We start from the raw sequence: 18341 nt of genomic DNA on the forward strand, positions 1-18341 counted from the left end.
ATAATGGTTATTGTTTAGGTGTGATTGAGGAAGTGCCGCGTTGAGAGAGGATGTGGCACATTGGGGAAGTCTGTAGGGATCTGCGACCACACGACGAAGGTGGGTCGATGTGGTGCTGGTTTTATTCATTCTTTTTATGCCGTAATGATCCGAGCGCAATTGCATCGTTTTGATGAGTGAAATAATACGCGTGCTAAGTATGTTCTTATCTTGCCTGACTATTATTTTTATTTAGGATATTTACCCATGCCAAGGATTTAATACTCGGTATTAATACTCTATTTTTTTATTTCTGTTTTTTTATTGGGGTTTTATTTCCGGGTTTTTTCTGGGGAAGGCTTTTAGTTACAGGGAATTCATTTGCATTTTAAATTTGGATTTTTTAAATTCATTTTAGAGGAAGGGTAATCGTACGCGACAGCGTCAAAAAAGGAGTTTATTTTGTCTGGGATAAAGAAAACGCCTGAAAGTCATGACGGTTTACCTTCACCATCAGAGGATTATGATACTTTCAAGCACCTCTCCGATGTGGGGGCCGTGTTGGGATATGGGCGAACTCGCTTTTATCAGTGGTGCCGCGGACGCGGATTTCTAACCCCAATGAACGTTCCATCACATGAAATGATCAGCCTGGGATATATGGTGGCGGTGTTATCAGAGACCGGTCATACCCGAGTTTACGTCACGCAGGATGGTTTCAGTTACGTCAGTGGTGCTTTTGCGGCAGATATCCAACGTGGCATGGTCAAGTTTTAAATCTGCAAGAATCGCCTTTATTTCAATAGCTTTAATGCAGAATCTTCTTATGCCTGCCGGTTTGTGGGTGAGTGGGAAGTTATCCGATTTTTTCGTCTCTGCAGTATGAATGCTACTGGAGACAGCTATTCTCTTGTTACGATAAGCATTATTTTCTTCAGGAGCCAAGGATGAAGCATTACGCCGCGTTGTTATTTGCCTCTGCACTGTTGACGGGATGTGCGACTCAAGTCGTACCGCCGCAACAGGCTGAATTGCCGCCCCCAAGCCGTCTGATGCTCTATCAGAATATCCCGGATACGCCTTACGCTACGGTAGTGGTGGTGCGCGACAGCGGAATGCTAGCGGGGAGCTGTCGCACCGGCGTCTATGTGAATGGGGAGTTCGCCGCTTCGCTGGGGTCGAAAGAGAAAGCAGAATTTCGCGTGCCGCCAGGCAATATTACGGTCAGTATCGGGCAAGATATGATCGAGAATAATCTGTGTATTTGGCGTGAGACCGGCGGCAGTGTACCGATGACGCTGCGCGCCGGTGAAAGCCGCTATCTGCGTATCGCGGGCGATCGGCAGAGAGGCTTCGTTTTGCTGGCAGGGCGGCCGTAACATTTCCGGCAAGGGCGTTAACGCCCTTGCCACCATCCCCACAGCGTAATGAGTAGCCACGCCGCTGCAATCCAGCACAGTACCGCCGCGCCCAGCGCTAACGACAGCCGCAGACTGTTAATCAGGAAATACAGCGAAATCAAATACACCAGGTAGGGCAACACCGCCCACATGCCGAAAATCAGCGTCGTTTTTAGCGCCGCTATTGAACGTTCGCTGCCGACAACATAATGCGCAATCAAAGCAAAAGTGGGGAAGAGCGGGACTAAACCGGCGATATAATAGTTGCGCGTTTTGGCCAACAGGCCAATCAGAACCACGACCAGCGCGCCGATCAGCGCTTTGACAAGGATGCCCATAACGGTCTCGGGTGTGGAGGAAAGTCAACACACTGCCCGAAAGTCTGTGCAAGATCAATGGCGTGTTGCGTAGCGCGGGGAAAAACAGACCCGCATGAAACGCGGGTCTGAGAGGCAACGTTTACTGGCGGTAAGCGTGCTTGATTTGCTGAATGCTGTTCTTGAAGATTTCCGCCTGAGTCGGATCTTCAATCTGGGCAATGAAACGTTCCATGTTGATGATGACTTTCCCGGCGTCGGCCTGGCCGATCGACTTCAGGATCAGCGTCAGCGTAGCTTTGAGGCAGGCAACCTCGGTCGCCAAGATTTCCGGGTTTGCAGACGTAGTGAAATCAACGTTGCTCATTTTCTCTCCTGATTTTTTGAGGCCGTAGCCTGATACAAGCTGCTTTGGCGCACCGCGCGTGGGCTAAACAGTTGTCGCGCGCGGTGGCGAATTTAACTGGGCGCGGAGTATAGCATAGCATGCGTCCATCATCTGCACCGGGCTTGCTCCGGTCACGCGGGTGGGCAACGTTCGCTCATTGCTTGTCCGAATCATCCTCTATCGGCAAGTTATTTCGAGGTGGTTAACAAGTATTTGTCCGGCACGTTATTGTTGAACGATGGGGTTATTATAATTATTTGGAGCGTAGTACACCGATTTTAGCGGCGTTTGCCGGGAATAATAGTTTCGACCGTGGGTTGCCAGACCCGCGTTGGCAGCGGATTTGGCTACGCCTTTAAATATCAAATGATTACAAATAGCCAATAGCCGTGTTAATATTATTCATGTCGTGATTGCTTACACAGATTTCTCACTCGCAGCATGATTGTCGCGCTATCCTGTGTCTGGTACAGCGCCGCGGAATTATTTTCGTCGCCTGATGTTTTCCGACGTGACGATTTATCGGCGGCATAGACGGCTAAAATTGAAAAATCAGCTCTGCTCCGCAAAGTTATTCGAAAGTATGTATTAATCTGTGTTCATTCTTGTCTGAAAAACAAGTAATATCTCTGGCGAAAACAGAGGCCGATTGCGTTACTCCCTTTTTTTGGAGATTTTTCCTTGATTAGCGTTCTTCTTGTTGATGACCACGAACTGGTGCGCGCAGGGATACGACGCATTCTTGAAGATATCAAAGGTATAAAAGTTGTCGGTGAGGCCCAGTGCGGTGAAGACGCCGTAAAATGGTGCCGTGGCAACGCTGTCGATATCGTGCTGATGGACATGAATATGCCGGGCATTGGCGGGCTGGAAGCCACGCGCAAGATTGTGCGTTATGCGCCCGACGTCAAAGTCATCATGTTGACCATCCATACTGAAAATCCTTTGCCCGCGAAGGTGATGCAGGCGGGGGCCGCCGGTTACCTGAGCAAGGGCGCCGCGCCGCAAGAAGTGATTAACGCCTTGCGTTCCGTGCATGCGGGGCAGCGCTATATCGCGTCTGACATCGCTCAGCAGATGGCCTTGAGTCAGCTGGAGCCGCAGGCTGAAACGCCGTTCAGCTGCCTGTCTGAACGCGAGTTACAGATCATGTTGATGATCACCAAAGGCAAAAAAGTGAATGAGATCTCGGAGCAACTGAGTCTCAGCCCAAAAACGGTGAACAGCTACCGTTACCGCATGTTCAGCAAACTGAATATCAGCGGCGACGTCGAATTGACTCACCTGGCCATCCGACATGGATTGTTCAATGCGGAGACGTTGTTAAGCAGTGAATGATCGTTTTGATGCCAAAGCCTTCCTGAGTACCGTCACCAGCCAACCCGGCGTCTATCGTATGTACGACGCCACGGGAACGGTGATCTACGTCGGTAAAGCCAAAGACCTGAAAAAGCGTCTCGCCAGCTACTTTCGGCAGCAGGTCAGCAGCCGTAAGACCGAGACGCTGGTTAAAAATATCGCACAAATAGACGTAACGGTTACCCATACCGAAACGGAAGCGCTGTTGTTGGAACATAACTACATTAAATTGTACCAACCGCGATATAATGTTCTTTTGCGAGACGATAAATCTTATCCGCTGATTTTTCTCAGCGCGGATACCCATCCCCGTTTGGCGGTGCATCGCGGCGCCAAACACGCCAAGGGCGAATATTTCGGGCCTTTTCCCAACTCTTACGCCGTACGCGAAACGCTGGCGCTGCTGCAGAAGCTGTTCCCGATCCGCCAGTGCGAAAACAGCGTGTATCGCAACCGTTCACGTCCGTGTCTGCAGTATCAGATCGGCCGCTGTCTGGGGCCTTGCGTCGCCGGCCTGGTGAGTGAAGAAGAATATCGGCAGCAGGTGGACTACGTGCGGCTGTTCCTTTCAGGCAAAGATCAACAGGTATTGCACCAGCTGATTGCGCGCATGGAAGAAGCCAGCAAACTGCTTAATTTCGAAGAGGCGGCGCGCATTCGCGATCAAATTCAGGCCGTACGCCGCGTCACGGAGCGGCAGTTCGTGTCGGGCGACAGCGACGATCTGGACGTGATTGGCGTGGCGTTCGATGCCGGTATGGCGTGCCTGCACGTGCTGTTCATCCGACAGGGCAAGGTGCTGGGCAGCCGCAGCTATTTCCCTAAAGTGCCGGGTGGTACGGAGATGAGTGAGGTGGTGCAGACCTTTGTTGGTCAGTTCTATCTGCAAGGCAGCCAGGCGCGCACGCTGCCCGGCGAGATCCTGCTGGATTTCAGCCTGCCGGAAAAAGACCTGCTTGCGGAATCGCTCTCCGAGTTGGCGGGGCGCAAGATCCAAATTCAAAGCAAACCGCGCGGCGATCGCGCCCGTTATCTGAAGCTGGCGCGCACCAACGCGGCAACGGCGTTGACGACCAAGCTGTCGCAGCAGTCGACTATTCATCAGCGGCTGGCGGAATTGGCCAAGGTGCTGAACCTGACGGAAATCAACCGCATGGAGTGCTTCGATATCAGCCATACCATGGGCGAGCAGACCGTGGCTTCGTGCGTGGTGTTCGACGGTAACGGCCCCGTGCGAGCGGAGTATCGGCGCTATAATATCAGCGGCATCACGCCTGGTGATGACTACGCGGCGATGACGCAGGTGCTGAAGCGCCGTTACGGCAAGGCGCTGGAAGAGAAAAAGATCCCGGATGTCATCTTCATCGACGGCGGTAAAGGGCAACTCGGCATGGCGATCGAGGTATTCAAATCGCTGAACGTCACCTGGGACAAGAATAAGCCGTTGCTGATCGGCATCGCCAAAGGCGCCGACCGCAAGGCCGGGTTAGAAACGTTGTTCTTCGTCCCGGAAGGCGAGGGAATTTCTCTGCCGCCGGATTCGCCGGCGCTGCATGTGATCCAACACATCCGCGACGATTCGCACAATCATGCGATTACCGGTCACCGGCAGAGAAGGGCGAAAGTCAGAAATACCAGCGCATTGGAGCTGATTGAAGGCGTAGGGCCGAAACGGCGCCAGGTGCTGTTGAAGTATATGGGCGGACTGCAACCTTTGTTGAACGCCAGCGTGGAGGAAATTGCAAAAGTGCCGGGTATTTCACAAGCATTGGCAGAAAAGATCTACAATGCATTGAAACACTGAGGGCAATGTAGCAACATACTCTTAATTTCCACTCTAGCCAGATAGTTACCGTAGCATTATGCAATTGAATATACCGACTTGGCTTACCCTGTTTCGCGTAGTTCTGATCCCATTCTTTGTGCTGGCGTTTTATCTGCCGTTCAACTGGGCTCCGATGGTTTGCGCCGTTATCTTTGTGTTTGCCGCCGTCACCGACTGGTTTGACGGCTTCCTGGCACGCCGCTGGAAACAAACAACGCGCTTCGGGGCGTTTTTGGATCCGGTCGCTGACAAAGTGATGGTGGCGGTGGCGCTGGTGCTGGTGGCGGAGCACTACCACAGCTGGTGGATCACGCTGCCGGCGGCCACCATGATCGCCCGTGAAATCATCATTTCGTCGCTGCGTGAGTGGATGGCGGAAATTGGCAAACGCAGCAGCGTGGCGGTGTCCTGGATTGGCAAAGTGAAAACCATGGCGCAGATGATGTCGCTGGTGGGCCTGCTGTGGCGGCCGGATCGCTCCGTAGAGTATGTGGCGATTGGTTTGCTGTATATCGCGGCGGTGCTGACTTTCTGGTCGATGTTTCAATATTTGAACGCGGCACGCAACGATCTGCTGGAACCGTGATCGATACGCTGCAAAAATCGGCAAACGATCGTGATGCGCCAACAATTTTATTGACTCATCACGTCAGGTAAGTAGAATGCATCGCATCAGACGACAACGATGAATTGCCGAAAGATAGCAAAGAAATCAGTCAGTTCTGGTAATGCGGGAATAGCTCAGTTGGTAGAGCGCAACCTTGCCAAGGTTGAGGTCGCGAGTTCGAGCCTCGTTTCCCGCTCCAAATTTTGATCTGCAGAGTTCTTTGGAATTCCATTGAGGTTTGTAAGTCATTGAAAAAAGGGGCGAAAGCCCCTTTTTTTATTCCAGAGGTTTTCCCTGGAATCCAGCGCCAGCCAACACTTTTTAGTCCATTTTTTAGTCCATCAATACGGACGCGAGCTTGTGCGCATTGTTGCTGTATGGCACTGGGCGATATGCCGACCATCTGTTCCTGAACCAGGCACAGAGGAGTTGGACATGGCACTTTCCGATACCACCATTCGGCAGGCAAAAGCCGTTGCCAAGGCATGCACACTCGGCGACTCTGATGGCCTCGCGTTGGCCGTGTCACCCGAAGGCAACAAAAGTTGGCACTTTCGGTATTCCTGGAACAGCAAGCAGAAATGGTTGTCTCTGGGTACCTACCCTGGAATCTCCCTCAAAGAAGCCCGCACTCGTCGCGACATCGCTTGTGAATTGGTTGCCCGCGGCATCAACCCCTGCAAGCAAAGAAACCAGGACCGCAGACACGCCTTTCTCGCTGAGAATCACACCTTCCAGAAGGTGTTCGAGCAATGGTTCGAGTTTCGCAAGAAGAGTCTGAAGGCGGGCCGTTAAAGCACACAGGAGCAGATCCAGCGAATCTTCCTCAGAGATATTCTCCTGACCCTCGGCCCTCAATCTGTCTATGAGATTAAGCGTACGGACTTGTTGGACATCCTCGAGAGCATTGAACGCCGTGGGGCTTTCACAACGGCCGTCACCCGATGTACCGCTATGCCCTGGTTAAGGTTCCGGACCTGGAGCAGAATCCGGCGTCTGACCTTGATGTAGTGGCCGCGCCCAAATCCCCCGTTCGACACAACCCCCTTCCTGCATATGGGCGGACTGCCTGAATTGTTGCAGAAGCTCCGTGCCTACAGGGGACAGTTGCAAACTCAGCTGGTGCTACGGTTGTTGATGTTGACTGGTGTGCACACGGGCGAACTTCGCTTGGCGACGCCTGATCAGTTCCACTTGGATTAAGGTTTCTGGATCATCCCTCCGGAGATCGTCAAGCAGCTGCAGCTGGATATGAACAGGGACGGCAAACAATCATCGGATAAGCGTCTGTTGTTGATGGCGATGGCGCTGTTCACGCTGGGCAATGCGGTAGTCAGCCTGGCAGTAGAGCGCGACCTGGGATTCGAGTGCCACTCCTATCCCATACCGATCACAACTGATCCGGGTACCCCACTACAGGTTGCGTACGACATTGAGAGCCGCACTGCTCTGGGCCACCGGCATTATTTCTATCGTGTTGATATTCAGATGCTCCGGCTGCTGGATGATCCAGAATACAGTGTTGGCGATGTCCTCAGGACCAATAGCTTTTACATCTTTGTACAGAGCTTCGACCGCTTCCATATTGCCATTGAGTCGTACCACCGAGAATTCAGTCCCAGAACACAGGCCGGGCTCGATATTGGTAACTCTCACATGGGTACCAGCCAAATCGGCGCGCAGATTCAAACTGAATTGTTTGACGAAAGCCTTGCTGGCTCCATATACATTACCTCCCGGATATGGGTAGGTCCCGGCGATCGATCCAATGTTGATGATCAGTCCGCTGTTAGCCTCAACCATCCCTGGCAGAACTCGATGAGTGACGAGGGCAAGACCGGTGATGTTAGTGGCGATCATGCGCTCCCAATTTTGTACATTGCTCTGCTGTGCACGCTCAATGCCCAACGCCAGCCCAGCATTATTCACCAGTATATCAATGGAAAACGGGGCCTCACTCACCTGCTCGAACGCCTTGTCGAGGGACAGCGGATCAGTGACATCCAGCGGCAGCGGGATGAACTGTTCGCCAAGCTCCTGCCGCAGGAGCAAGAGCTTCTCCATGCGGCGTGCAGCGCCTATGACCCGATAGCCTTCGGCAATCAGCCGATGACAGATTGCTTTACCAAAGCCGGCTGAAGCCCCGGTGACTAATGCAGTTCGCATACTATTCCTACCTTTGTTAGAAATATCGTTGGAAACTCAGGCCAGATACTTCACGCCAAGACTGGCGAACAAGCAGAGCATCGAAAATACTAGAGCTTTACGCACGACGTCATTGCCCTTACGAATTGCCAAGGCACTGCCCAGATGGTTGCCAAGGATGTTGCAGGCCACCAACGGCAAAGCAAGCAAATAAATCACCTTGCCGGCAATAACAAATGCCACCAGCGCCCCGATGTTTGAGGCAAAGTTGAATGTCTTGGAGTTTGCGGAGCTGGAAACCAGGTCCATTTTGAGCAGGTAGTGAAAGGCAATAATAAACATGCTTCCTGTGCCTGGCCCGAAGAAACCATCATAGAAGCCAATAACCAAGCATGTCAGTGGCACCACAGTAAACAGCATTCCATGAGACAAGACATGTTCCTGTACTGGCCGATCTTTTGGTGTAAGAAAAATCAGAATACCAAAGGGGATCAAAGCAAGAATGATCTTACCGACAGTTTCCTGTGGAATTGAAACAATCAGGTTCGCCCCCAGATACGCACCCAATAGCGAAAATGGGACGCCTACAAGAGCCACCTTCCAGACCATCTTGCTATTGACCAGAAAATTCCTTATCGCCGCAAGAGTTCCCAAGGTACTGACTAATTTTTCCTGGCCCAGTGCGACTTGCGGCGGCAGGCCAACGAGCAAAAAGCCCGGCACCAAGAACAAGCCTCCACCACCTGCGATGCTGTCGACAAAGCCAGCTATAAACGCAATAGTACCCAGCAAAATAATCGCAAATATCCAATGCTCAGCCCAATAGGCTCCTAGTAGTTCCATGGTAATACCTCTATAAGAAAAAATTCAGGAAAGGACTTCGTAAAGATGATCTGCACGCGCCAAGCGCACTCGGCTCAGGCTATTGACCGCGAACAAACGAATTAGCCAACGATCTGCACCGTCATTCTGCGGCTCGAAAGCATCCCGAGCGTGGAGTACCCGCTGGTTCTTGAAGATCATGAAGTCCCCAGGTAGCAAGAGATGCGGCTTATCGAACTTACGGGTTTCAAGCATCGTTCGCAGGACATCAAGCGCGTGTGCGGCAGGGGTATTTGTGCCGTACGTGTTTTCACTATCGAAACGACACAACCACTCGTTGCCCAACCCTCGGACCAACACAGCCAGGTTAGGCGTCGAACGACGATTACTGGCGAAAGAATCCGGGCGTCGCACTTCAAAATTCGGCAAACTCAGTTCATGCACAATAGAATCCGGAAGGCTGTTGAGGACTTCATCAAGATTGACTAGTGTGGTGTTGATTCGTGGGTCGCAGCGTATGCCGACGAACGACAAGTATTCCGGGCAGCACGAAATATCGCCGACAGCCTCAGACGACAACGGCAAATCTGGGTTGTCTACGTGGTAGGAAAACCGAAGACGGGAACCGTGAGAACTTTTCTGACTAGCTGATGCTCGTGAAGGAATCACATGCCGAAATAAACGACCGTCATTTTCACCTTCGTATACGACGGGGTGAATACCTAACAGGCTTTGCAGCGAGAGGTTCACGAGGCAGGCAATGGGGGTGCTCTCCGGACTCAACACGCCAGAGTACGGTGTCGGCGGAGTATCACGATCTCGTGGGCAATTCCTTATCACCATTGCAGTAATCGTCGGGTCTTCAACGAATGTACGGATCTGGCGAGTTAGTTCGGCTCCAATTATGTCCTGGGCCTGCTCCTTAAGCTGAAAATAAATATCCTTGGTGGATTCAAAATCCAGCGGAGTCTGGCTTAACACCGTTTGCCATGCGCTGGAGGTGACCCATGGCAGGCGGATCTCCAACGTTGTCACAGACTCGGTGTCCTGATTGTGCTGTGTGCATTCCATTTCAACTAAGTTTCCATATTTCGGTGCTCGACTCGCTTGATTTGCGGACAGCACTCCCTGTTGTTGTTTTTTGTGATTTAAATCACGTTTTTTTGCTTTGTCTCAAGCAGACGCCATTAATGAATCGGTCAATTCAACCTAATTGAATCGATTCAATTACTGTAATTGAATCGATTGCGGAAATTCAATTAATTTCTGTCACAATGATTTAACTAACACCTGCTTTGGTATTAATTTTTTGATTTTAAACTATTTATTTTAATTCTCTGGCTACCTGCGGTTTTTGTGAGAATTAGGGTGGGCTAAGTAATGAAATCAAGGAAATATTCTGAAAATAGCTCGATAACCTTTAACGGGTTCCTCGATTACACCCATAACGCTTGCATATACTTTTATGCTAGGATTTGGCATTCATGAAGATATCTGGTGCTTTACCTATGTGGGTCCCTCAATACAGCGATCATGAGAAACCGGTTTACCTGATGATTGCCGATGCCCTGGAGCAGGACATCAATTCCGGGCGCCTGCAGCCTGACGAGCGGCTGCCAACGCTCAAGGATCTCGCTGGAACTTTGAAAGTCACTCCTGGGACCATTGGCCGTGCCTATGACGAAGCGGCCAAACGTGGGCTAGTGATTGGTGAGGTCGGTCGCGGGACCTTTGTCCTGCCTGCCCAAACCAAGGCTGCGCCACGCGCGATAGGCGAGCGCTCCCCCGAAGACAATGCACAGATTGATCTTTCAATAATTAAGCCTAGTGATGCCGACATAGACGGTTGGTTGCGGCAGTCAATTATTGAACTCGCGCACTCAGCGGATTTGGGCCGTGTGATGGACTACACCAGCGATGGTGGGCACGCAGTACACAAGCAAGCGGGGGCTCGTTGGGTGCAACGCAGTCTGCCAGATGCAACGTGGCAGCAGATCGTCCTCACTTCCGGAGCGCAGCATGGCTTGCTAGTGGCGATCAGTAGCCTATCGAAAACCAATGATGTGATTTTGTGCGAAGAGCATTGCTATCCTGGAATCATCTCTCTTGCTCATAGCCTCGATCGGCGACTGCAGGGCGTACAGATAGATGAATTCGGGCTACTCCCTGAGGCCTTCCGCGCCGCTTGCGTTGAGCACCGCCCAGCGTTACTAATTTGCGTAACCACCCACCAAAATCCAACTAATTCAATCATGCCCCCGGAGCGTCGCGAGGCAATCGCGCAGATTGCCCGCGAGCATGATGTATTCATTATTGACGATGATATTTACGGTTTTCTGGAGGTCCAGCCAGCGAGTAAACCGATTTCGGCCTATGCACCTGAGCGATCCATCTATTTGACGAGCCTTTCAAAGAGCATTCTTCCCGCGTTACGTATTGGCTACCTGTACGCGCCTCCTGAGACTCTCTCACGCTTGTCATCCATGGTCCGTAGCAGCGTATGGATGCCTTCGCCGATGATGGCACAGTTGGCCAGCAACGTGATCTGCAGCGGTATGGGTGAGCGATTAGTCAAAGCGCAGCAAGATGAGGCCGCTGCACGGCAGAGACTGGTCAAGGAAGTTCTTGGCAGTTATCGAATTTGCAGCCAGCCCAACAGCTTCCACGTTTGGTTGGAATTGCCCGAACCATGGACTTGCGATGAGTTTGCCAACTTGGCCCGTGCTCATGGGGTAATGGTCGTTAGCGGCAGCCAGTTCCTAGCACAGCGTACTATCGCCTCTAATGGCGTGCGAATTGCCTTGATGTCACCGAGTCGCGCCGAACTGAAGTTTGCGTTAACCACGCTGGCCAGCTTGCTAGCCTCTCCCGAACCACGCTTGTTTTACTAAAGCAGCGCATACATATAAGTAGCCGTCAGGCGACAGTTCGTCGGGGGAGGCCGTGTCCAATGGAGCTTCGATCCTTAGCCTGAATCAATCTTTGGGCATTTAAGGGGCTCTGCGACTGGTTCTACAGCTTTTCCACTGGGCATACTTAAAAAGTAACTTGCACTAACTCAGCAGACCCTCCGTCCTTCTAAGTGGGCAAGCTTGTCATCGAATGATAAGCCAAGCTGCACCCAATCAGTAACGCTGCTGTCAGGGCATTGAGCTGGCACGGTAGAGTGATAGAACAACTTCATATGTCCCTATATCTCCAGTCGTTTTCATACCGTAGGATGCCCCGTTGAACGGCGAAAACAGGCACATTTGATTGGACATCGTGCCGGTGCTCTGCAGGGGGATTGATGCCGACCCATCGTGCGTTGGACAACCTGGCGTAAGTCCCCAGCTCTGCAGTTGCGTTGGCCGTTCAGGGCTGCGGCGCTGGAGATTGCGCGATGTCCCCATGATGATGTTTTGCATGATATCTCATCATCATAAGCAGGTGAAAAGCCGGAGAGGGGGAGGTAAGCGATTCCTGTAGAGAAAAAAAGATCCGATTTGCCCGTGAATTCCCGAGCCGACGCATATAAAATCAACATTCCGCTTGCCTTTCCGTCGGCATTGTGAACAGTGCGCCCACAAAATAAGCAGTTGAAAGCGTTAGAGAACTTTTTGCTATTTCGGGGGGTTGCCAAGGTGGGGGGTTTAGTCCATAATGCAGTCCATCGATTCGGCGGTAACGAAATAAATTACTTAAGAATCAGATGATTAGGATAAGCGATTTCAACATCGCCAACCAAAAGAACAAAACGAAGTGGGTGAATCACCGGCTTTGGTCTGAAAAGGCAAACAGAATAAAGGCGCGTTAACAAAGCGGTTATGTAGCGGATTGCAAATCCGTCCAGTCCGGTTCGACTCCGGAACGCGCCTCCAACTTTCCCGAGCCCGGGTGGTGAAATCGGTAGACACAAGGGATTTAAAATCCCTCGGCTTATGGCTGTGCGGGTTCAAGTCCCGCCCCGGGTACCAGGGAATAAAAATACCGAATAATCAAAGCAATAAGTAGTAATGTCGTAGACCGCCGAGAGGCGGTTTTTTTGTTTCTGGAATTCGTATTACACCTGCATTTTTCCTTTCTTATCATACCCATCCCCTTGGATTGTCATCCTGCTTGCAGGGAGCCCCGCAGGGCTCCGAAGTACAACTCATAAGAAACCGAACGCCGCGGCGAGGATCCAACCGAAGACGCAGGAGACGCTGACGCCGATCAGGCCGGGCAGAATAAAGCTGTGGTTGATCACGAAGCGGCCGATGCGGGTGGTGCCGGAGCGGTCGAACTGGATCGCCGCCAGATCGCTGGGGTAGGTTGGCAAAATATAGTAGCCATAGCAGGCCGGCGCCGAAGCGACGATATAGGCCGGGTTGATGCCGATTGCCAACGCCACCGGCACCAACGCCGCCAGTGCGGCGGCCTGCGAATTGACGAATTTCGACACCAGCAGCAGGATCAGCGCATAGGCCCAAGGGTACTCTTTCACCAGCACGCCCAGCGTGGCTTCTATCTGCGCCAGGTGCGCGCCGAACATGGTTTCCGCCATCCAGGCGACGCCATACACCGCCACGATGGCGATCATGCCGGAACGGAACACCTCGTTTTTAGAGATAGACGCCGGGTTGGTGCGTGTAATGATGACGATCAGCGCCCCGGCCATCAGCATACACATCTGGATCACCAGGACCATGGAGAGCGGCTTGCCACCGAAGCTGGGCCGCAGGTCGGAAAAGGCTCCCAGCACCGCCACCAGGGCGATAGTGGCGAGGAAAATCCACATGGCGATCCAGTTGCTGCGCGGTAATACCCGGTCCAGCAGGGTGGCGGCGTCGCCATAGACGTAGCGATGGTTCTCCGGCACCGAGATGAATTTCTGGAACTCGGGATCTTTGTCCAGGTCTTTGCCGCGGAACCAACTGAAGATGCCGATCGCCAGAATGCCGCACAGGGTGGAAGGTATGGTGATAGACAGCAGATCGAGGAATTCCAGATGGCGGCCATTGAAGGTGTAGCTACTGAGCATCGCCACCAGTGAAACGACCGCCACTGAGACTGGGCTGGCGATAATGCCCATCTGCGCGCCGATCGAGCTGGCCGCCATCGGCCGTTCCGGGCGGATGTTATTTTTGATCGCCACGTCATAGATGATTGGCAAGATGGTGTAGACCACATGGCCGGTGCCACACAGGATCGTGAGAATGCAGGTGACGAACGGTGCGATGATCGAGACATAACGCGGGTTGCGCCGCAGCATCCGCTCGGCGATCTGCAGCATGACGTCCAACCCGCCTGAGGCCTGCAGGGTGGCGGAGGCCGCCACCACCGCGATGATCACCAGCATCACGTCTACCGGCGGTTTGCCGGGCTGCAGGTGAAAGCCGAACACCAGGATCATCAAACCGATACCGCCCAGTAACCCCAGCGCAATGCCGCCCTTACGCGCCCCATACAGCAAGCATGCCAATATAACCGCTAATTGCAGAAAGAAATCCATGATAGATACGCCTTAATAATGTTGAACTTAACTGCGTTCAGTTTCCGGCGGCGTTTACAGCAGAAAGTTGTTTTAAATCTAAAGGCGCTAAAAAATTGTGGTTATTAACTCTAAAGAGTGATGGCGGTCACGTTCAGAGAATCTGAAGAGCAGGCGGCTGACGACATCAGCACGAAAAAGCAAGTCAAGAGGTCAGACCTCTTCTATATAACCGGTTCACCACCAGAGGAGAGAGCAATGGATCCGACAAAAATGACGGGGTTGGCGTTATTACAGGCTGCGATGGCCGGCAAAATTCCACCGGCTTCAATCGCTGAAACGGTGCCCATGAAACCGGACGCGGTTGAAGAGGGGTATATCCGTATTGTGGCGCGAGCAGACGGGCGCCATCTGAATCCGTTGGGGGGCGTACATGGCGGTTTCGCCGCTACGGTATTGGACTCGGTGACCGGTTGCGCGGTGCACAGTACGCTGGGCGCAGGGATTGGTTATGGCACCGTCGATCTGCAGGTTAAAATGTTGCGCCCGGTGCCAAAGGAGAGTGATCTGATCGCCGAGGGGCGTCTGGTCTATGCGTCGAAAAATGTCGCTTTCGCCGAAGGCACGCTCAAAACGGCGGAAGGGAAGCTGCTGGCCTCGGCAACCGCCACGTGTTTTATCATTCGTCCTACCGATCAAGCCCCGCAATAACCTGCCTTTATCGGGCTTCGGGCTATCAACCCGGGGCCTGATGCATTTCTCTTCGGCTGCATACCTTGCTGCGCTACGATGACAGGCGCGATACGCCATTGTGGTCTAGTATTCTTGGGTAAAAATTTATCGGGGTGGTTATGCAGCCGTATAAAGAGGTTGAGTTTGATCATGAGCTTTGTCTGGCGATCGGCAAAGCCGTATTAGACGTGGTGGCGCAGGGGGAAGAAACCAGCGCTCCGGCGGTGATGAACGCGATTGAGCGCTCGGTGGAACAGGGGCTGAATGACGACGAAACCGCCATCGCCGACGACGCTCTGGATTTGATGGCTCGTCTCATCCACGGCTTCAGGTTCATTAATCTAGAGGGTGAAGAGGACAGTCCCCATGCATTGGTTGAATTTCAAGCGCTACAAGAGTGACGTTGCCAAACAGGCCGTGCCGCCGCATTTGAATGCGGCCGAATTTGCACGGCATTACGCCGATAAGCCGCAAACCGATACGGAAGAGTATCTTTCGCTCAGCGGGGAGATGTGCTGGGATGCGGTGGTGCTTTGTGCCCACCGTTCTGGCGCGCTCAGCAAGGCGAAATACAAGCAGTTGTGGCAGACGGTGTTCGATAAGCAATACAAACATTTCGTTAGCCCGGATGATACCGAGATCCGCACTATGGCCGATATGCTGCGCGCGCCGCAGGGATGTTTTATCGGCATATTCTCCCTGCGCGACGCGGCTGCGCCCCGTTTGCTGCATGCCATGATCGGTACCGGTGCGGGATTTGCCGCAGGCAATAAAAATCTTTGCATCGGCGTGGGGGGCGCGGTCGGCTGGGAAAATCTCAATCTGGCGCGCGATCTGCGCTGGCAGCCGGAAGGCGGTTTTTTACGCCAGGGTGATAACGAAGTGCTGCGCATTTTTTATCGGCCTTTCCCCGCCTGAGCCGGTCCGGATGCTTTTAGAGTAAAAAAACCGCCGTCTGGCGGTTTTTTGTTGGCGCGAATCCCCCTTATTTAAACCCGCCGTTGCGAATGAATTCAAGGCCGGCGGCGGTGATCCGCGTTTGATGCGGGTCGATATCATAGTTGTTCTCGTCGATGTCGCTCATCACATAGGCCTGTATCAGCCCCTTGGTTTTGAGATAGGCGAAGGGATCGGCGAAGGCGTGCGGGCTGGTGGCGCCCTGCTTCCACAGTTCGTAGGTTTTCTCATCCAGCGTGCCGGGGTGATTGGCGGCCAGCCGGGTCAGGATTTGATTGTAGAACCCATAGTCGGTCATGATGCGGTCCTCTTTATCGCGAGCGACAGTCTCGGAAAATGACGTAACGTCTTTCAATCATAGCCGATGTTTGCTCGCTGCCTGCGTTATCGCGAACCCAGGTTATCCACGTTGGCTTTCGAACCAGTGAAACAGGCGCGAAATAGTGAGGCTGAGATCGCCGATGTTGAAGAGCGCGCCGAGCCATAGGGTTAGCATAACCAGGATGCCGATGATGACGGGAAGATCCATTTTGCCCATGAGAATGTTTTGCAGAGGTGACGGTGGCCACAAGGGTAACATCGTTTCCCGGCAGGATAAAATGTGCCGCCGTTATTTCGATTGTGCCGCTGCGGAATGGCGAAGGCCGGCCATCAGGATGACCGGCCGGGTTTCAACAGCCTATCTTGCCGCCAAACGGTCAGGCGTAGTGTCGGGCGATATGCTCGGCGGTGGCGATCGTCGTCACATTAGTGGCGACGGAGGGAACGTCGGGGAAGATGGATGCGTCGACGACCCGAAGCCCGTATACGCCGTGTACGCGGCCCTGAAGGTCGACGACCGCCTTCGGTTCGCCGGCATTTCCCATCGGCGCGGAAGAGGTCGGGTGATGATAGGTATCCAACGTCGCTGCCATCGAGGCAAGAATGGCCTCGTCGCTGTCTGCAGCGGGCGCAAGCTCGCTGTGGATAAGCGTAGACAGCGGAGCGGTTTGCCCTATTTTTCGCGCCAGTTTAACCCCCTCCAGCAAGCGAACGCGGTCGCTCTCTTGCGCCAGGAAGTTAAGGTCAATGTGAGGGGCTGCCGCTGGATCGCGGCTTTCCAGCCAGACTCGTCCGGTGGATTGTGGCCGAGCCAGCGCCACCGCCAAGACAAAACCGACGCCGGTAGGGCTTTGGTCATGAGGAAACAGATGCGTCGCGGTAATGTGCAGATCGAGCTCTCCCGGTTCCGCCTGGCTGCTGTGGGTCCACAGCTTGGCACCGATAACCGGCGATTGGCTGCCGATGACATCGGGGCGGGCGGCGTAGGCATTGTAATAAAAGGGGTGATCGACCAGGTTTTCGCCGACGGGGAGATCGGCGACGACGGGGATCCCCAGACGCTTCGACTGTTGCGCAGGCGCGATGCCGGATCGCATCAAAACGGCGGCGCTACCGTAGGTTCCCGCGCTCAGGATCACTTCAGCGGCATGGATTTCTTCACCGCTGGCCAGGCGGACGCCGATCGCGTGCTGCCCGTCAAATATCACGCGGTCGACCAGCGTATCTGCACGCAGGGTAAGATTGTCTCTGGCGCGGGTTTTCTCATCCAGATAGGCCATGCCGGTGTTAACGCGTACGCCGTTGACGATATTCATCGGGTAGGGGCCGACGCCATTGGCTGAAGGGCCATCAAAATCGTCAATCGCGTCATAGCCGTTGGCGCGCGTGGCGGCGACGAAAGCGCGTTGCATTGGCGTGATGTCATCCAATGTGAGTTGCACGACGGGAAAAGGGCCGCTATCGCCATGGATTGCGCGGTCGTGCAGGCCATGACGAGTCTCCAGTTTTTTGAAGGCGGGCAGCAGGTCCTGATAGCCCCATCCCGGCAGATCCCAGCGGTTGAAATCTTCCGGACGGGCGCGGATCGCCACGGCACCGTTGACGCCTGAACTGCCACCCAGGACTTTACCGCGGATAGCGCCGATCGCGTGGCTGACATAGCCGGGTTCTGTCCGGTATCCCCATTCGAACTCCGGGTTGCCATTGGCGCCGAGGACGTCGCTGTCCGCGATGAGGCGCGGATAATCGTAGGGTGCATAACTGTGCCCGGCTTCTAACAGCAGGACCCGGCGCGCAGGGTTTTCGCTGAGGCGAGCCGCCATCACTGCGCCGGCGGAGCCGCCGCCGACGATGACTACGTCGAAAGTAGGGGATGTCTCTCTGGTCCGTTGGGCCGGTTGTGATTGCGCCGATAATGCGGAAACCGATGTGGAAGCGCCGAGCGTGGCTGCGGCTGAAGCGACAAGCGTTTTTGATATCAGCTGACGGCGTGATAAGTCTTTCATGGCAGAGTCTCCAGAGCGGGCAGAAAGTGTG

18 protein-coding genes and 3 tRNA genes are annotated in these 18341 nt (G+C 53.5%); 13 read left to right on the forward strand and 8 right to left on the reverse strand.

The window, feature by feature from the left end; translation table 11 throughout:
- The first annotated feature begins 441 nt into the window (after positions 1-441).
- Together WA302_RS05555 and WA302_RS05560 are read left to right on the forward strand one after the other, a co-directional pair.
- Positions 442-756 (forward strand): hypothetical protein, encoded by a 315-nt coding sequence (locus tag WA302_RS05555; RefSeq protein ID WP_127146676.1) that lies wholly within the window; start codon positions 442-444, stop codon positions 754-756.
- Between the two features lie 170 nt (positions 757-926).
- Positions 927-1358: a hypothetical protein gene (locus tag WA302_RS05560; protein WP_261456194.1), complete on the forward strand. Its 432-nt coding sequence runs from the start codon at positions 927-929 to the stop codon at positions 1356-1358.
- Positions 1359-1375: 17 nt separating this feature from the next.
- Here WA302_RS05560 and WA302_RS05565 read toward each other — a convergent pair whose 3' ends face one another.
- Both WA302_RS05565 and WA302_RS05570 read right to left on the reverse strand, forming a co-directional pair.
- A complete protein-coding gene (locus WA302_RS05565) occupies positions 1376-1717 on the reverse strand; it encodes a GlpM family protein (RefSeq protein ID WP_025302360.1) in 342 nt (113 codons plus the stop codon).
- Positions 1718-1838: 121 nt separating this feature from the next.
- Positions 1839-2063: a DUF2594 family protein gene (locus WA302_RS05570; RefSeq protein ID WP_004927950.1), complete on the reverse strand. Its 225-nt coding sequence runs from the start codon at positions 2061-2063 to the stop codon at positions 1839-1841.
- Positions 2064-2765: 702 nt separating this feature from the next.
- Here WA302_RS05570 and uvrY point away from each other — a divergent pair.
- The 5 genes from uvrY (at position 2766) to WA302_RS05595 (ending at position 6670) form a co-directional block, all read left to right on the forward strand.
- Complete coding sequence (gene uvrY / locus WA302_RS05575; protein ID WP_004927947.1) at positions 2766-3422, forward strand: UvrY/SirA/GacA family response regulator transcription factor; 657 nt, start codon at positions 2766-2768, stop codon at positions 3420-3422.
- Positions 3415-5247, forward strand: coding sequence for an excinuclease ABC subunit UvrC (gene uvrC / locus WA302_RS05580; RefSeq protein WP_025302361.1), 1833 nt, complete (start codon positions 3415-3417; stop codon positions 5245-5247). Before uvrY ends, uvrC begins: the two co-directional genes overlap by 8 nt.
- A gap of 58 nt (positions 5248-5305) precedes the next feature.
- Entirely contained in the window at positions 5306-5854 is a 549-nt protein-coding gene (pgsA, locus tag WA302_RS05585; RefSeq protein ID WP_004927937.1) for a CDP-diacylglycerol--glycerol-3-phosphate 3-phosphatidyltransferase, read from the forward strand.
- A 144-nt stretch (positions 5855-5998) separates the two neighbouring features.
- Positions 5999-6074: transfer RNA gene (locus tag WA302_RS05590), tRNA-Gly, on the forward strand.
- Between the two features lie 236 nt (positions 6075-6310).
- Positions 6311-6670, forward strand: a complete 360-nt coding sequence (locus tag WA302_RS05595; protein WP_065424614.1) for an Arm DNA-binding domain-containing protein — start codon at positions 6311-6313, stop codon at positions 6668-6670.
- A 618-nt stretch (positions 6671-7288) separates the two neighbouring features.
- Here the strand turns inward: WA302_RS05595 and WA302_RS05600 are convergent.
- Genes WA302_RS05600 through WA302_RS05610 form a run of 3 tightly spaced genes read right to left on the reverse strand, consistent with a single transcriptional unit; the run spans position 7289 to position 9877 of the window.
- Entirely contained in the window at positions 7289-8041 is a 753-nt protein-coding gene (locus WA302_RS05600; RefSeq protein WP_072008267.1) for an SDR family NAD(P)-dependent oxidoreductase, read from the reverse strand.
- 36 nt (positions 8042-8077) lie between these two features.
- Positions 8078-8863 (reverse strand): sulfite exporter TauE/SafE family protein, encoded by a 786-nt coding sequence (locus WA302_RS05605; protein WP_025302363.1) that lies wholly within the window; start codon positions 8861-8863, stop codon positions 8078-8080.
- A gap of 24 nt (positions 8864-8887) precedes the next feature.
- Positions 8888-9877 (reverse strand): TauD/TfdA family dioxygenase, encoded by a 990-nt coding sequence (locus WA302_RS05610; RefSeq protein WP_197780650.1) that lies wholly within the window; start codon positions 9875-9877, stop codon positions 8888-8890.
- Positions 9878-10326: 449 nt separating this feature from the next.
- Here WA302_RS05610 and WA302_RS05615 point away from each other — a divergent pair, with 449 nt between their 5' ends.
- The 3 genes from WA302_RS05615 to WA302_RS05625 all read left to right on the forward strand — a co-directional run bounded on the left by WA302_RS05615 (position 10327) and on the right by WA302_RS05625 (position 12798).
- On the forward strand, positions 10327-11733 hold the full coding sequence (locus WA302_RS05615; protein WP_225735594.1) for an aminotransferase-like domain-containing protein: 1407 nt from the start codon (positions 10327-10329) through the stop codon (positions 11731-11733).
- An 895-nt stretch (positions 11734-12628) separates the two neighbouring features.
- A tRNA-Cys gene (locus tag WA302_RS05620) sits at positions 12629-12702 on the forward strand.
- 10 nt (positions 12703-12712) lie between these two features.
- Positions 12713-12798, forward strand: a tRNA-Leu gene (locus WA302_RS05625).
- A gap of 176 nt (positions 12799-12974) precedes the next feature.
- Here WA302_RS05625 and WA302_RS05630 read toward each other — a convergent pair.
- Positions 12975-14315 carry an anaerobic C4-dicarboxylate transporter gene (locus WA302_RS05630; RefSeq protein WP_141997742.1) on the reverse strand — a complete coding sequence of 447 codons (1341 nt, stop codon included), beginning with the start codon at positions 14313-14315 and terminating at the stop codon, positions 12975-12977.
- 120 nt (positions 14316-14435) lie between these two features.
- On the opposite strand from WA302_RS05630, the gene WA302_RS05635 reads away from it, so the two are divergent.
- The 3 genes from WA302_RS05635 (at position 14436) to WA302_RS05645 (ending at position 15944) form a co-directional block, all read left to right on the forward strand.
- Positions 14436-15005, forward strand: a complete 570-nt coding sequence (locus WA302_RS05635) for a PaaI family thioesterase (protein ID WP_230203371.1) — start codon at positions 14436-14438, stop codon at positions 15003-15005.
- A gap of 140 nt (positions 15006-15145) precedes the next feature.
- Entirely contained in the window at positions 15146-15427 is a 282-nt protein-coding gene (locus WA302_RS05640; protein WP_025302369.1) for a hypothetical protein, read from the forward strand.
- On the forward strand, positions 15393-15944 hold the full coding sequence (locus WA302_RS05645; protein WP_025302370.1) for a hypothetical protein: 552 nt from the start codon (positions 15393-15395) through the stop codon (positions 15942-15944). Before WA302_RS05640 ends, WA302_RS05645 begins: the two co-directional genes overlap by 35 nt.
- A gap of 67 nt (positions 15945-16011) precedes the next feature.
- On the opposite strand, the gene WA302_RS05650 is transcribed toward WA302_RS05645, so the two are convergent.
- Positions 16012-16281, reverse strand: coding sequence for a hypothetical protein (locus tag WA302_RS05650; RefSeq protein ID WP_336063282.1), 270 nt, complete (start codon positions 16279-16281; stop codon positions 16012-16014).
- 400 nt (positions 16282-16681) lie between these two features.
- Positions 16682-18310 carry a GMC family oxidoreductase gene (locus tag WA302_RS05655; RefSeq protein WP_336063284.1) on the reverse strand — a complete coding sequence of 543 codons (1629 nt, stop codon included), beginning with the start codon at positions 18308-18310 and terminating at the stop codon, positions 16682-16684.
- Positions 18311-18341: the final 31 nt, after the last annotated feature.

The sequence above is a fragment of the Serratia sp. 201 genome, assembly GCF_037027545.1.
Lineage (GTDB): Bacteria > Pseudomonadota > Gammaproteobacteria > Enterobacterales > Enterobacteriaceae > Serratia > Serratia bockelmannii.

What these genes read in the sequence shown, in the direction of transcription:
- WA302_RS05560 (WP_261456194.1), top strand. Translation starts at nt 927, where the DNA reads ATGAAGCATTACGCCGCGTTGTTATTTGCCTCTGCACTGTTGACGGGA.
- WA302_RS05565 (WP_025302360.1), bottom strand. Translation starts at nt 1,717, where the DNA reads ATGGGCATCCTTGTCAAAGCGCTGATCGGCGCGCTGGTCGTGGTTCTG.
- WA302_RS05570 (WP_004927950.1), bottom strand. Translation starts at nt 2,063, where the DNA reads ATGAGCAACGTTGATTTCACTACGTCTGCAAACCCGGAAATCTTGGCG.
- pgsA (WP_004927937.1), top strand. Translation starts at nt 5,306, where the DNA reads ATGCAATTGAATATACCGACTTGGCTTACCCTGTTTCGCGTAGTTCTG.
- WA302_RS05595 (WP_065424614.1), top strand. Translation starts at nt 6,311, where the DNA reads ATGGCACTTTCCGATACCACCATTCGGCAGGCAAAAGCCGTTGCCAAG.
- WA302_RS05600 (WP_072008267.1), bottom strand. Translation starts at nt 8,041, where the DNA reads ATGCGAACTGCATTAGTCACCGGGGCTTCAGCCGGCTTTGGTAAAGCA.
- WA302_RS05605 (WP_025302363.1), bottom strand. Translation starts at nt 8,863, where the DNA reads ATGGAACTACTAGGAGCCTATTGGGCTGAGCATTGGATATTTGCGATT.
- WA302_RS05615 (WP_225735594.1), top strand. Translation starts at nt 10,327, where the DNA reads ATGAAGATATCTGGTGCTTTACCTATGTGGGTCCCTCAATACAGCGAT.
- WA302_RS05630 (WP_141997742.1), bottom strand. Translation starts at nt 14,315, where the DNA reads ATGGATTTCTTTCTGCAATTAGCGGTTATATTGGCATGCTTGCTGTAT.
- WA302_RS05635 (WP_230203371.1), top strand. Translation starts at nt 14,436, where the DNA reads ATGGCGGTCACGTTCAGAGAATCTGAAGAGCAGGCGGCTGACGACATC.
- WA302_RS05640 (WP_025302369.1), top strand. Translation starts at nt 15,146, where the DNA reads ATGCAGCCGTATAAAGAGGTTGAGTTTGATCATGAGCTTTGTCTGGCG.
- WA302_RS05645 (WP_025302370.1), top strand. Translation starts at nt 15,393, where the DNA reads ATGCATTGGTTGAATTTCAAGCGCTACAAGAGTGACGTTGCCAAACAG.
- WA302_RS05650 (WP_336063282.1), bottom strand. Translation starts at nt 16,281, where the DNA reads ATGACCGACTATGGGTTCTACAATCAAATCCTGACCCGGCTGGCCGCC.
- WA302_RS05655 (WP_336063284.1), bottom strand. Translation starts at nt 18,310, where the DNA reads ATGAAAGACTTATCACGCCGTCAGCTGATATCAAAAACGCTTGTCGCT.